General features: G+C 61.6%; 10 protein-coding genes and 1 pseudogene. 3 read left to right on the forward strand and 8 right to left on the reverse strand.

Translation table 11 applies throughout. The features are described from left to right. The first annotated feature begins 9 nt into the window (after nt 1-9). Nucleotides 10-687 carry an HAD family hydrolase gene (locus tag AB8B31_RS08325; protein WP_018241746.1) on the forward strand — a complete coding sequence of 226 codons (678 nt, stop codon included), beginning with the start codon at nt 10-12 and terminating at the stop codon, nt 685-687. A gap of 37 nt (nt 688-724) precedes the next feature. Here the strand turns inward: AB8B31_RS08325 and AB8B31_RS08330 are convergent, their stop codons facing one another. From AB8B31_RS08330 to AB8B31_RS08365, 8 genes and pseudogenes are all read right to left on the reverse strand, one after another. Next, nucleotides 725-3,382 carry a nitrate reductase gene (locus AB8B31_RS08330; RefSeq protein WP_018241747.1) on the reverse strand — a complete coding sequence of 886 codons (2,658 nt, stop codon included), beginning with the start codon at nt 3,380-3,382 and terminating at the stop codon, nt 725-727. After that, entirely contained in the window at nt 3,383-3,718 is a 336-nt protein-coding gene (nirD, locus tag AB8B31_RS08335; RefSeq protein ID WP_018241748.1) for a nitrite reductase small subunit NirD, read from the reverse strand. Nucleotides 3,719-3,722: 4 nt separating this feature from the next. Then, complete coding sequence (nirB, locus tag AB8B31_RS08340; RefSeq protein ID WP_003558768.1) at nt 3,723-6,173, reverse strand: nitrite reductase large subunit NirB; 2,451 nt, start codon at nt 6,171-6,173, stop codon at nt 3,723-3,725. Nucleotides 6,174-6,189: 16 nt separating this feature from the next. Next, nucleotides 6,190-7,458 (reverse strand): MFS transporter, encoded by a 1,269-nt coding sequence (locus AB8B31_RS08345; RefSeq protein WP_018241749.1) that lies wholly within the window; start codon nt 7,456-7,458, stop codon nt 6,190-6,192. A gap of 479 nt (nt 7,459-7,937) precedes the next feature. Further along, entirely contained in the window at nt 7,938-9,218 is a 1,281-nt protein-coding gene (locus AB8B31_RS08350; protein WP_018445684.1) for a CmpA/NrtA family ABC transporter substrate-binding protein, read from the reverse strand. A gap of 34 nt (nt 9,219-9,252) precedes the next feature. Further along, complete coding sequence (locus AB8B31_RS08355) at nt 9,253-9,840, reverse strand: ANTAR domain-containing response regulator (RefSeq protein ID WP_018241751.1); 588 nt, start codon at nt 9,838-9,840, stop codon at nt 9,253-9,255. Nucleotides 9,841-10,011: 171 nt separating this feature from the next. Beyond that, a pseudogene (locus AB8B31_RS08360) lies at nt 10,012-10,585 on the reverse strand (glutathione S-transferase family protein). A gap of 7 nt (nt 10,586-10,592) precedes the next feature. After that, nucleotides 10,593-10,958 (reverse strand): ArsR/SmtB family transcription factor, encoded by a 366-nt coding sequence (locus AB8B31_RS08365; protein WP_018241752.1) that lies wholly within the window; start codon nt 10,956-10,958, stop codon nt 10,593-10,595. A gap of 219 nt (nt 10,959-11,177) precedes the next feature. On the opposite strand from AB8B31_RS08365, the gene AB8B31_RS08370 reads away from it, so the two are divergent. Beyond that, entirely contained in the window at nt 11,178-12,038 is an 861-nt protein-coding gene (locus tag AB8B31_RS08370; protein ID WP_018241753.1) for an ABC transporter substrate-binding protein, read from the forward strand. Between the two features lie 14 nt (nt 12,039-12,052). After that, nucleotides 12,053-13,183 carry an LLM class flavin-dependent oxidoreductase gene (locus AB8B31_RS08375; RefSeq protein ID WP_018241754.1) on the forward strand — a complete coding sequence of 377 codons (1,131 nt, stop codon included), beginning with the start codon at nt 12,053-12,055 and terminating at the stop codon, nt 13,181-13,183. Nucleotides 13,184-13,200 lie beyond the last annotated feature (17 nt).

Here is a 13,200-nt window from a genome sequence, read left to right on the forward strand (position 1 = left end):
TTCAGCCTTTTGTCTATGCCGATGCCCCGCGGCTTTGAGAAGCCGTATGCCGCCTTCCTGTTCGATATGGACGGCACCATCCTCAATTCAATCCATGCGGCCGAGCGTGCATGGAGTGACTGGGCAAGGCGCCATGGGCTCGATGTCGCCACGTTTTTGCCGAAGATGCATGGATCGCGCGGCATTGACACGATCACCCGGCTGAACCTGCCCGGCGTTGATCCCGAACATGAATCAAGACTGGTGACCGAGGCTGAAATCGCCGATGTCAGCGATGTCGTTGCCATTCCCGGCGCCGCGACCTTTCTGAGTTCATTGCCCCCGGATCGCTGGGCGATCGTCACCTCCTCGCCGTTGCGCCTTGCTCACCGGCGACTGGAGGCAGCAGGCTTGCCGGTGCCGAGATTTATGGTGACGGCTGAGGACGTCAAGGTCGGAAAACCCGACCCGCAATGTTATATTCTCGGAGCCGAACGCCTCGGCGTCAGCACGCAGGATTGCCTGGTGTTCGAGGATGTCGCAGCCGGCATCACCGCCGGCGAGGCGGCGGGTGCCGATGTCATGGTCATCACGGCAACACATCACCACAAGATGGAGACGCCGCACCCGACTCTCTCATCCTATGACGAGGTCTCGGTCCGCATCGCGGCCGAACACAGGATGCTGATCGTCCCGAACAGGGCCTGACAATGCTCCGGCTGCGTCCTGCTTGCTTTTGTACGGTTCACTCCGCGGCTGCGGCAAGACAGCGATCGATGATCCTGCCGATTTCGCTGCGGCAGGAGCCGCAATTGGTTCCAGCGCTCGTTTCCTTGCCGACCGCCTCGACGCCGTGACATCCGCCGCGCACGGCAGCAGCGATCTGGTTGACCCCGACACTGAAGCAGGAGCAGACGGTTGCGCCCGGATCCGGCCTGCCGGCGCCGGGACGGCCTGCAACGAGCGCAAAGCGTTTCCTGAGGTCGCCATGCGAGGCTGAAAGCTGCGAGATCGCCCAATTGCGTGCGACGGCGACGGGCTCGCGGGCGAGAAACAGCGCGGCAAGCAAGACCTCGCCATCGAAGAAGGCGAGCCTCAGGTCGCCGGATTGCCGGTCGGCATAACCAAGCGGTTCGATCTCTGCCGGAATGGCGAAAACCGCGCGGCACCAGGCCGTCCAGTCTTCGACGTTTTCGCTGAAAGCAAGCTCCAGCCGCCAGCCGCCGGCGGCTTTTGCCAGTGCCCAATAGGCGGCGTCAGGCGTGGCGGGTTTTGTGGCGGAGACGGCGAAACCGTAATGGGTGGCGCGAAACGGCCGGACGGCGACGGCAACGTTCTTCGATGCCGGCTGACCGGAAACAGGATCGGTGATCGGTGCGACCACAGCGTCGATCCGCGCTCTTGCGGCGAACTGGTCGTTCCAGTGCATCGGCGCAAAGATGCCGCCGCGTGCCTGGCGATCGGTGACCAGCGCCCTGACGATTGCCTTGCCGTGTGGGCTGTCGATTTCGACGAGGCCCGCGCTTGATATACCGGTCTCGATCGCGTCGCGCGGATGGATTTCCGCAAAAGGTTCGGCGATATGGGCAGAAAGCCGCGCGCTTTTTCCGGTTCGCGTCATCGTGTGCCACTGGTCGCGGATGCGCCCGGTATTCAGCGTGAAGGGGTACTCGGCATTGGTGCGATCGGTTGCGGGCGGTTTGACCGCGACGAAGCGCGCCTTGCCATCGGGATGGAAGAAACCGCCCTCGGCAAAGAAGCGGGTGACGCTGGGTGCGGTCCCTGCGGCGTGCGGCCACTGAAAGGGCGACAGCTCCTCATAGGCGCCGCCGCTCATGCCGGCGCGCGCGCCGATGTCGAAATCGCGGCTGCCGTTATTTTCGAAGGCCGAAAGCGCGGCATGCTCCGCAAAGATTGCGTCCGGCGCATCAAAATCGAAGGCGCCAGCAAATCCCATGCGGCGTCCGACCTCTGCAAGCTGCCACCAGTCCGCCCTCGCATCGCCGGGAATGTCGAGAAACGGCCGTTGCCTTGAAATGCGCCGTTCGGAATTGGTGACGGTGCCATCCTTCTCGCCCCAGCCGAGCGAGGGCAGAAGCACATCTGCGTGCCGGGTCGTGTCCGTCTCTTTGAGGATGTCCGACACGACGACGAAGGGACAGGCGGCGATCGCGCTTTCGACGCTGTCGGCATCCGGCATCGAGACGACGGGATTGGTCGCCATGATCCAGAGCGCCTTGATGCGCCCGTCGGCCACGGCGCGGAACATGTCGACTGCCTTCAGGCCGGGCTTTGCGGCGATGACGGGCGAGTTCCAGAAGCGCTGCACGCGATCCCGATCGTCGGCATTCTCGATCGCCATATGGGCGGCAAGCATATTGGCGAGACCGCCGACCTCGCGCCCGCCCATGGCGTTGGGCTGGCCGGTCAGCGAGAACGGTCCCATGCCGGGACGGCCAATGCGACCGGTCGCCAGGTGGCAGTTGAGGATTGCATTGACCTTGTCGGTGCCGGAGGAGGATTGGTTGACACCCTGGCTGTAGCAGGTCACGACCTTCGGCGTCGTCTCGAACAGGCGGAAGAACTCCCTGATCTGCATGGCCGGCAGGCCGGTCCGCTCCAGGAGATCGTTGATATCAAGCGCTGCCGCCGCCGCAAAAGCTTCGGCGAAACCTTCGGTATGGGCGGCGATATAATTCTGGTCGATTGCCGGACTGGTCGCGAGATGGGCAAGCAGTCCCATGAACAGCGCGACGTCGCCGTCCGGACGGATGGCGAGATGCAGGTCGGCAATATCGCAGGTCATCGTCCGGCGCGGATCGATGACGACGATCCGCATGTTTGGCCGCGCCGTCTTTGCGGCGGCAAGCCGCTGGTAGATGACGGGATGACACCAGGCAAGATTGGAGCCGGTCAGGATCACCAGATCCGCAAGCTCGATATCCTCATAGGTCCCAGGCACCGTATCGGCGCCGAAGGCGCGGCGATGCCCCGCCACGGAAGAGGACATGCAGAGCCTTGAATTGGTGTCGATATTGCCGGAACCGATGAAGCCCTTCATCAGCTTGTTGGCAACGTAGTAATCCTCGGTCAGCAACTGGCCCGAGACGTAGAAGGCAACCGCGTCAGGCCCGTGTTCGGCGATCGTTTCAGAAAAACGCCGGGCGACCAGATCAAGCGCCTCGTCCCAGTCGCTCCGTTCGCCTGCGATCTCGGGGTAGAGAAGCCGGCCATCGAGGTCGATGGTTTCGGCAAGGGCAGAACCCTTCGAGCAGAGCCGGCCGAAATTCGCCGGATGCTCGGGATCTCCTTTGACGCTGACTGCGCCTGCCTCGTCGATCGTGGCGAGAACGCCGCAGCCGACGCCGCAATAGGGACAGGTGGTTTTGACCTCAGCCGCCATCTATTCCGCCGCCATCATCAGGCTTTCCAAGGCGATGAATAGCCGGCCGTCTTCGTTCAGCACCGGTATCGTCCGGACCTCGCCTTCGTCGGCGCCGAGCGCCCTGCCTGTTTCCAGCGAGATCACCCAGTTGTGCAGCGGGCAGGTGACTGACTTGGCGTGGACGATGCCCTGGGAGAGCGGGCCGCCCTTGTGCGGGCAGTGATCCTCGATGGCGAAGACCTCGTTTTCGGCCGTGCGGAAGACGGCAATCTTGCCCTGCGGCGTCTTCACGCAGCGCGCACCGCGTAGCGGGATATCGGAGATGTCACCGATTGCGATCCAGTTCATATCCATCTCCTTACTCTGCAGCCTGCGGATAGCCGATCGTCGCCATCGGCTTGAACTCGTGCTTGTCCTTGCCGGAGACACGCTCCGACCAGGGATCGACCTGGGCAAATTTTTGGCTGAAGACGAAGCGTTCGTAATAGGCTTTGCGCTTTTCGGCATCGCCCATGATCTGGCGGCGGATTTCCTCCAGGCCGACGCGCTTGGCCCACTTGTAGATCCGCTCGAGATAGCGGGCCTGCTCGCGGTACATCTGCGTCAGTGCCACGATATGCTCCAGCGCCTCGTCCTCGGTCCGGACAAGCCCAAGGACCTCCGTGCCCTTGATGTCGAGCCCGGCTGCACCAGCGAAATGGATCTCGAAACCGGAATCCACGCAGATCACGCCGATGTCCTTGCAGGTTGCTTCCGCGCAGTTGCGCGGGCAGCCGGACACGGCCATCTTCAGTTTGGCCGGCGTCCAGGAGCCCCACATGAACCTCTCGATGCGGATGCCGAGACCGGTGGAATCCTGCGTGCCGAAGCGACACCAATCAGAGCCGACGCAGGTCTTCACCGTGCGCAGACCCTTGGCATAGGCTTGGCCGGAGACGAAGCCGGCCTTGCCGAGATCGGCCCAGACGGCGGGCAGGTCTTCCTTCTCGATGCCGAGCAGATCGATGCGCTGGCCGCCGGTGACCTTCACCATCGGAATCTCGAATTTGTCGACGACATCGGCGATGGCGCGCAGCTCGTTCGCATTGGTGACGCCGCCCCACATCCGCGGAACGACGGAGTAGGTGCCGTCCTTCTGGATGTTGGCGTGCACGCGCTCATTGATGAAACGCGACTGGTAGTCGTCGGCATATTCGTCGGGCCAATCGCAGACCAGGTAGTAGTTGAGCGCCGGCCGACATTTGGCGCAGCCGCAGGAAGTCTTCCATTCGAGCTCCTGCATGACGGCAGGGATGCTCTTCAGACCCTTCGCCTTGATCAAGCGGCGGACATCGTCATGGCCGAGTTCGGTGCAGGTGCACATCGGCTGGACCGCAGCCGGGTTGTAGCTGTCGCCGAGCGTCAGTGCCATGAGTTGTTCGACGAGGCCGGTGCAGGAGCCGCACGAGGCGGATGCCTTGGTATGGGCGCGCACGTCGTCGAGCGACGTCAGCCCTTTGCCCGAAATCGTCGAGGTGATTTTGCCCTTGCATACGCCGTTGCAGCCACAGATCTCCGCGTCATCCGGCAAGGCTGCAACGGCCGCCATAGGGTCCAGCGGCGACCCTCCCTGATAGGCCTGTCCGAAGATCAGCGTCTCGCGCATCTCCGAAATATCGGTTGCCTTCTTCTTCAGGTCATTGAACCAGGCACCATCAGCGGTCTCACCGTAAAGCACGGTGCCGATGATCTTGTTGTCCTTCAGCACCAGGCGCTTGTAGACGCCGGCGCTGGCATCGCGCAGCACGATCTCCTCGCGGTCGTCGCCGTCGGCGAAGTCGCCGAGTGAATAAAGCTCGATGCCGGTGACCTTGAGCTTGGTCGGCGTATCCGCGTGAACAAAGGCGGGCGAGCGATCGCCGGAGAGATGCGCGGCGGCGATGCGGGCCATTTCATAGAGTGGCGCAACAAGGCCATAGACCATGCCGCCGACCTCGGCACATTCGCCGAGCGCGAGAATGTCGCCATCCGAGGTCTGCATGCCGGCATCGACGACGATGCCGCGATTGACTGCAATGCCGGCGTCCTTCGCCAGGCCGACACTCGGGCGAATGCCGACGGCCATGACGACCAGCGTTGCCGGGATGATGCGGCCGTCGTCAAGCTCGATGCCCTCGACCTTGCCGTTGCCGACGATCGCCTTGGTATTGGCCTTGCAGATGACCTTGATGCCGCGTTCCTCGACCGCCTTCTGCAGCAGGTAGCCGGCGGCGGGGTCGAGCTGGCGTTCCATCAGCGTCGGCATGACGTGCAATACGGTGACGTCCATGCCGCGCTGGGCAAGGCCGGCTGCCGCTTCAAGGCCAAGCAGACCGCCGCCGATGACGACAGCCTTTTCGCGCGATTGAGCGGCAAGCAGCATCGCCTGCACGTCATCGAGATCGCGATAGGTGATGACGCCGGGCAGATCCTTGCCGGGAACGGGAATGATGAAAGGCACGGAACCGGTTGCGATCACCAGCTTGTCGTAGCTTTCGGTGACGCCGTGGTCGGAGGTGACGGTCTTGGCGGCGCGATCGATGTTGACGATCTTGTGGCCCTTGTAGAGCATGATGCCATGCTTGATATACCAGCCGTCGCCGTGAATGATGATCTGTTCGTAGTCCTTTTCTCCTGAGAGAACCGGCGACAGCATGATGCGGTCGTAATTAACGCGCGGCTCGGCATTGAAGATCGTAACTTCATAGCGACCCGGCGCCTGCTCGAAGAGGTGCTCCAGCATGCGCCCGGGCGCCATGCCATTGCCGATGATGACAAGTTTTTCGGTCATATTTCCAGGTCCTTGATCAGGTTGCAGCCAGGGGCGCCGAGTGCCCTTGGCGCGACAGTTGCTTGACGGACAGGTGCATCCAGATGAGAGAGATCACGACGATCGCGAAGAGCAGCAGGAAACAGCTGGACCAGAGGCCGGTTATGTCCTTGAGGAGGCCAAAGGCGATCGGAAGGATGAAGCCGCCAAGGCCGCCCATCATCCCGACGATGCCGCCGACTGCGCCTACGTTTTCTGGGTAGTAGGCCGGAATGTGCTTGTAGACGGCAGCTTTGCCGAGGCTCATGAAGAACCCGAGCACGAAGATGACGACGATGAAGATGACGGGGGTGATACCGAAGGCCGGACCTGTCCCGGCCCCAGAAGCAGCCGGCAGCGAAAGGATGAGGGTGGCCACGGCCGATACGGCAAGCATCGTATACATCACGCTGCGCGCGCCCTTCTTGTCCGACAGCACGCCACCGAAGGCGCGGAAGATGCTGCCCGGGATGGAGTAGGCGGCCGCGATCATGCCGGCGGTTTCCAGGTGGAAGCCGTAGACGCCGACCAGATAGCGCGGCAGCCACAGCGACAGGGCGACGAAACCGCCGAAGGCGAAGAAATAGTAAAGCGAGAAGCGCCAGACCTGAACGTTCTGCAGCGGCGCGAATTCCTCGGCAAAACTCTTGGTGGCGACGCGGCGTTCGCGGCGGAGACGGTAGGCCGGATCATCGGTCGTGGTGAACCAGAAGACGATTGCCATCAGTGCCAGACAGACGGCCCAGATCTCGGCAACCGCCTGCCAGCCCCATGCGAGCAACACGAAAGGCGCCGCGAATTTGGTCACAGCCGCGCCGACATTGCCGGCACCGAAGATGCCGAGCGCGGTTCCCTGCTTCTCAGCCGGGAAGAAAGGCGAGACATAGGCGACACCGACCGCGAAGGAGCCGCCGGCGAGGCCGACGCCAAGGCCGGCGATCAACATCTGCGTATAAGTCTGGGCGTAGGAGAGCAGGAAAGTCGCCAATGCGGCGGCCAGCATGGTGAGCGTGTAAACGAGACGGCCACCGTAGCGCCCCGTCCAGATGCCAAGGACGATGCGCACGAGCGAGCCGGTCAGCACGGGGGTGCCGACCAGCAATCCGAACTCGGCCTCGTTCAGCCCGAGATCCTGCTTGATGCGAATGCCGATGATCGCGAAGATCGTCCACACGGCAAAACAGAGGGTGAAGGCTACAGTGGAGATCCACAATGCTTTGGCTGGTTCGCCGGCCGACATGGGATGTGCTTTCTCGATGACAGACATAACTTCTCCGGGGCCCGACAAGGTCGTGCCGATCCATCGCTGAGGGTTAAAACAAAAAGCCGCTGGTCAGGACGCGCATACACGAGGTGCGCGAAATATCCTGATCAGCGGCTTTGCTGGTGGCGCCCGCCGTTGGACGCCGAATTCTTGGGCCTTCTAGCCCTGTTGCCTGGAAGCAATCCGTGCCGGCTTGCTCAAGCTTAGATTACATCTTCGATCTGAAGGGGTAACCTCTGTGTCTCCTATGAGCGCCTATCGCGCGCTCATTCTGCGCTGATCGCCATTGACCGGTGCAATAATGACAATGCAAACCGCGTGCCAGTTTGTTGTCACTTGTACAAGCCCTTGAATGTAAATCATATTATTCAAAAATCTGACGGATGCATGTTTTTCAGGCCGCCATCAGTCGTGCAAATCTTTTGTGCGCTTGTTGTGAGGCAGGCAGATCCTTGCTGGCGTTTTGTGCAGGCCGGCGTCAATCAGGCCTCGTCGTCGGACATGAAGGGCAGGGCGCTTTTAACGGCAAAGCCTGCGACATAATCAGGCAACCTAGCCGGGTCGAAGACGTGGCCGTCCATGAAGCGGTCGCCCTCGTCGCCGCCTTCGATGCGGATATCGGCATCGTCGGGTGCGTTGCCGTCGCCGAGAGCCGTCCGGTAGAGATCCGGGCGGTAGGCGGATGCTGCGGCCCTTGCCATGTTAAGGCTGACCTCGGCCTGTCCCCAGCGGATCATCTGGCTGTAAATCCACAGCGCATGGCTTGGCCGGGGATAATTGGCGAAGCCGGAATGGAACATGAAATAATCGGTGATGATGCGGCGGTTACCTTTTGCGTCGAGGCTGAATTCGCCGGCGAGCACACGGCGAATAATCTCGACGGGGGCAGCGATATAGCGCGGGTCGGCTAGAGCTGCCGCCAGCGCGTCGTGATTTTCCGGCCGGTCGCACCAGCGGGCTGCCGCGTCGAGGGCCACGATCAGCCGGGAAACGGTTTCCGGATGGCTTTCCGCCCAGTCCGGCCGCATGCCGATTACCTTTTCCGGTGCCGACGGCCAGATATCCTGTTTGGCGGCGACGATGCGGCCGACGCCGCGCTCTGAAGCGACCATGTTCCACGGCGCGCCGACGCAGAAACCGTCAATCGCACCGGCTGCCAGCGCATCCGAAGTCATGGGCGGTGGCACCACGACAAGCCTGACGTCCTTGTCGGGATCGATGCCGCCGGCCGCCAGCCAGTAGCGGAATTCGTAATTGTGCGAGGAGAAGGGATAGGTGACCCCGAAAGTCGGCAGCGGCTCGCCGCGGGCCTTCATTGCCGCCAATATTTTTGCCAGGGCGCGGGCATTGTCGAGCGCGCTTGCCGTTTCCGGCAATCCCGCGTCATTCCGCATCCTGTCGAAGAACCGCGTCGACAGCGTGATCGCGTTGCCGCCGCGCCCCAGCGAAAATGGCGTGATCGTCGGTGAGGGATTGGAGCCGAGGCCGAGCATGGAGGCGACGGGCATCGGCGACAGCATGTGGGCAATGTCGAACTGGCGGAATGCCAGGCGGTCACGCACATTCGCCCAGGAGACGTCCTTGACGAGATCGAGCGTCAGGCCTTCCTTCCGCGCGAAGCCGAATTCTGCGGCGGCAATCAGCACCGATGCATCGACGAGCGGAATGAAACCGGCCCGCAGCACTTTCGGTCCTTCGTTGTTCACCCGCACGGGCGAGGGCAGCTCGCCGCCGGAGTTGGAGGTCGTTGTCATCATATCCACTCCGGTTTCCTCCGGAAATTCATCAGGTCGGCCATTACATCAACAGCCCAGCGGCAGTGACGACGCTCTGGGCGATTTCCGACATCTTCTTCTTTTCGTTCATCGCTGTCTGGCGCAGCAGGGCGAAAGCCTCTTCCTCCGACAGGCCGCGCATCTTCATCAATATGCCCTTGGCGCGCTCGACCAGCTTGCGTTCCTCCAGCGCGGAGCGGGCATCGGCAAGCTCTCGCCGTAGCCGGTTGAAGGCATTGAAGCGGCTGACGGCCATGTCGAGGATCGGTTTGACGCGTTCCTTCTTCAATCCGTCGACGATATAGGCCGAGACGCCCGCATCGACGGCAGCCTCGATCGAGGCCGTGTCGGAGCGATCGACGAACATGGCGATCGGGCGGCTGACCGTGCGCGTCAGCTGGAACAGATGCTCCATCATGTCGCGGTTGGGATTCTCGATATCGATGATGATCACGTCGGGCATCAGCGTTTCGATGATTCGCGCGATGCCGTTGACCTCGTGGACCACGGTGACGCGCACATGCCCTGCCTCGCGCAGTCCTTCTTCGATGATGGAGGCGCGTATGGCATTTTCGTCGATCACCAGAATTGTCAGATCGAGATGAGTCATTGTCTATTCATGACGCACTGCAGCAATTTTGGCAAGGCGTTCGCCTGAAAAGTGTGCACAAATAGGTGTGCGCAAAAAATAATCAAACTGCCGCACTTTCGGGCGAAATCAATGCGCCACGTAGCTTAGCTGGCGAAATTCGGCGAAGAATTGCTGCCGGGCAAGGTCTCTTCACGGCTGCGGTATTTCGGATGTGAAATGAGGAATGGCGTAACCGCGCTTGAGCTGTGGCCGTGCGGCAAGCCTGAGATACCATTGCCTAACATAAGGGAAAGCATTCAGGTCGATCTTGCGTTGACGAGATAGTCGCGGCCTTCGAGCCGCGCGTTCAGCGTCTCGTACAGGCGGCGGGTGTCCCTGCGAAAGAGATCCTCAGCGAATGGCGCTTCGCCGCTGTTGTAGGTCAGGAAATAATGGGCGTGACCGAGCGTCGGCCCGAACCCCCCATCTGCCACATCAGCCATTCGATCGCGTGATGCCGGGCGGCACCCTGCCGGGGTAGGAAGCGGCCGGCCTTTTCGGCGAGGTAGAGCAGGATGGCGCCGGATTCGGCAAGCGTAATGCCGGTCTCGTGATCGATGATAACAGGAATCTTGCTGCCCGGATTGATGGCGAGAAAATCCTGCAGGAATTGGTCCCCCTTGGTGATGTCGATCGCATGGGGGCGATAGGAAAGGCCAAACTCTTCGAGTGCGATGGATACTTTGAGCCCGTTCGGCGTGATCCAAGTATAGAGGTCGATCATCCCAGGTTCAATCGAACATCATTTCGTCGACCGGCAGCTTCGTCATTCCGAAGCGCCCGGTGACATCGTCGAGGCCAGAGAACATGTCCCGCAGAGTTTGCACGATCGTCTCGACGCGCGGGTCAATGACGCGATAGACGATCGCCTTACCGTCGCGGCGTCCTTCGATCACACCGGCCTCGCGAAGCTCGCTCAACTGCTGGGAAAGCGTCGGCTGGCGGATACCGAGTTCGTCCTCCATCGCCGAGACCGGGGCTTCCGTCTCCATCAGATAGCAGACGATCGCCAGGCGGTTGGCATTGGCGATCAGCTTCAGCAATTCGCTGGCTGCGCCGACATCGCGGCAGACTCTTGAGGAAACGGGCTTCGTCAACGGTATCGTCCTTGAAGGTTCTATAAAAAAGTAAAGTGACGGCGCTGAATTTTCAACTCCGGCTCGCTCACTTCGCTCGATCTGGTAAAAGATTTCATTGCCTATCGATTTTATGGGATTTCAAAGGCGATTTTCTCCTGCTGACGACAATCGCTTCCTCGCAATCAATTTATAAAAAAGTAAATTGACTGCTATGAGCCACGTTATCGGTCGCACAGAATGAAAATTGGTGTTCATCCCAATAACCTGCATCTTCGTCTCGCGCGGCTCTGGCCCGGCGCCTTTGTCGATCTGCAGCCGATATTCGTCTCCTATGCCGAAGGCCGCGATACCGCGGCGCTGCTGGAAAGTGGCGACATCGATCTCGGCGGCACCGGCTCGACGCCGCCGATCGAGGCGGATATGCGCGGGCTCGGCGTCGAATATATCGCTGCCTCCGCGCCGCGCCCGGCCAACGGCGCTATCTTCGTCAGGAGCGACAGTCCGATCGGCTCCGTCGCTGAGCTGAAAGACCGCCGGATCTCGCTGGTCGACGGTTCGTTTCACACCTATTTGCTGGCCCGTAGCCTCGAAGGTGAGGGGATGAGCCTGCCCGATGTTGAGCGGGTCGAAAGCGGCGCGCGCGACTCGCTCGCCGATCTGCTCGAAGGGCGTGTCGATGCCTGGGTCGCCATGTCGCCGCGTCTCGAAAAGGCGCTGGAGCGCGACGACGTCAGGTTGATCGTCCGTTGCGGCGCGGCCATTCCCAACCGTTCTTTGTTCTGGACATTGGAGCGGAACGGCCTTTCGGCGGCGGAAATTCGGGCGGTCGTCTCCGAACTCAGCCGGATCGGTAACGAGATCGCTGCCGATCCACGCACTGCTGCCAGACTTCTTGCATCGGGCGACCGCGGCGGATCTGGCGACCGCGGCGGAACGGATATCGATGCCTGGGAAAAGGTGGTGCGCTCGCGCGACTTCACGGTGTTTCCGATCGACGACGAGATCATTGCCGAACAACAGGAAGAGGCCGACACGCTGCTGCGTCACGGCCACTTCGCCAAGCCCATCGTGCTGAAACGCCCGGAAATGACGAAATAACAAGGAATCGGGAGATGAACGTTTTCTGGTACATGTGCGCACCCGACGGCGCCTATCCCTGGCAGCCGGAAGGCTCACGTCAGGTCGACTACGGCTACTACAAGCAGCTTGCCCAGGCCTATGACCATCTGGGTTACACCGGCGCCCTGTTTGCGACCGGCGCCCACGACGTCTGGGTGCTGGCGAGTGCGCTGCTTGCTCACACCGAGCGGCTGCGATTTCTCGTCGCCATCCATCCCGGTCTCGTCGCGCCGACATTGCTTGCCAAGATGGCGGCGACCTTCCAGGAGTTCGCCCGCGGCCGGCTGCTGATCAATGTCGTCTCCGGCGACGCCAAGATGCTCGGCGCTTACGGGATGATGTTGCCGCATGACGAGCGTTATGACATGGCGGACGAATATCTGCAGCTCTGGCACCGGCTCTTTGCCGGCGAGAGCGTTACCCATCAGGGCAAGTATTTCTCGACGGACGGCGCCAAGCTCGCCTTGCCGGTCGGCGAGAGCATCGCACCGCCGCCGCTCTGGTTCGGTGGCTCCTCGGATAAGGCGCTTGAAGTCGCGGCGAAACATGTGGACACCTATCTCTCCTGGGGCGAGACGCCCGCCCAGATCGGCGAGAAGGTCGAAGCGGTAAAGGCGCGGGCCGCCCACTACGGCCGTGAACTGGAATATGGCATCCGTCTCTACGTCATCGTTCGCGACACCGACGAAAAGGCCTGGGAGGCGGCGGCCGATCTCTATGGCCGCATGGATGATGCGGCGATCACCGCCAACCAGCGTTTCGTCGCAAGAAGCGATTCCGTCGGTCAGCAGCGCATGACGGCCTTGCACGGCGGCCTGAAGCCGGAAAATCTGCGCGATCTCGAAGTTGCACCGAACCTCTGGGCCGGCATCGGCCTGGTCAGGCCCGGCCCCGGCACGGCGATCGTCGGCTCTCCGGATACGGTTCTGCGCACGCTCGAAGCCTATCAGAAGGCTGGTGTCGATACTTTCATTCTTTCTGGCATGCCGCTGCTTGAGGAAGCCTATCGTTTCGGCGAAAAGGTGCTGCCGCGGCTCGATGTCAGCAGGGAGGTCTCGAAGGCGCGCAACTACACTTGGTCGACGCTCTTCGATCGCGATCTTTCGACCGTCAAGAATGCCTGATCCTCTCGCCAGAAGGT

Source organism: Rhizobium sp. 62_C5_N11_2 (assembly GCF_051811185.1).
Lineage (GTDB): Bacteria > Pseudomonadota > Alphaproteobacteria > Rhizobiales > Rhizobiaceae > Rhizobium > Rhizobium leguminosarum.

Bases quoted from the DNA above. Each gene is read 5' to 3' on its own strand.
- AB8B31_RS08345 (WP_018241749.1), bottom strand. From the start codon at position 7,458: ATGTCTGTCATCGAGAAAGCACATCCCATGTCGGCCGGCGAACCAGCC.
- AB8B31_RS08355 (WP_018241751.1), bottom strand. From the start codon at position 9,840: ATGACTCATCTCGATCTGACAATTCTGGTGATCGACGAAAATGCCATA.
- nirB (WP_003558768.1), bottom strand. From the start codon at position 6,173: ATGACCGAAAAACTTGTCATCATCGGCAATGGCATGGCGCCCGGGCGC.
- AB8B31_RS08330 (WP_018241747.1), bottom strand. From the start codon at position 3,382: ATGGCGGCTGAGGTCAAAACCACCTGTCCCTATTGCGGCGTCGGCTGC.
- AB8B31_RS08370 (WP_018241753.1), top strand. From the start codon at position 11,178: ATGAAAATTGGTGTTCATCCCAATAACCTGCATCTTCGTCTCGCGCGG.
- nirD (WP_018241748.1), bottom strand. From the start codon at position 3,718: ATGGATATGAACTGGATCGCAATCGGTGACATCTCCGATATCCCGCTA.
- AB8B31_RS08375 (WP_018241754.1), top strand. From the start codon at position 12,053: ATGAACGTTTTCTGGTACATGTGCGCACCCGACGGCGCCTATCCCTGG.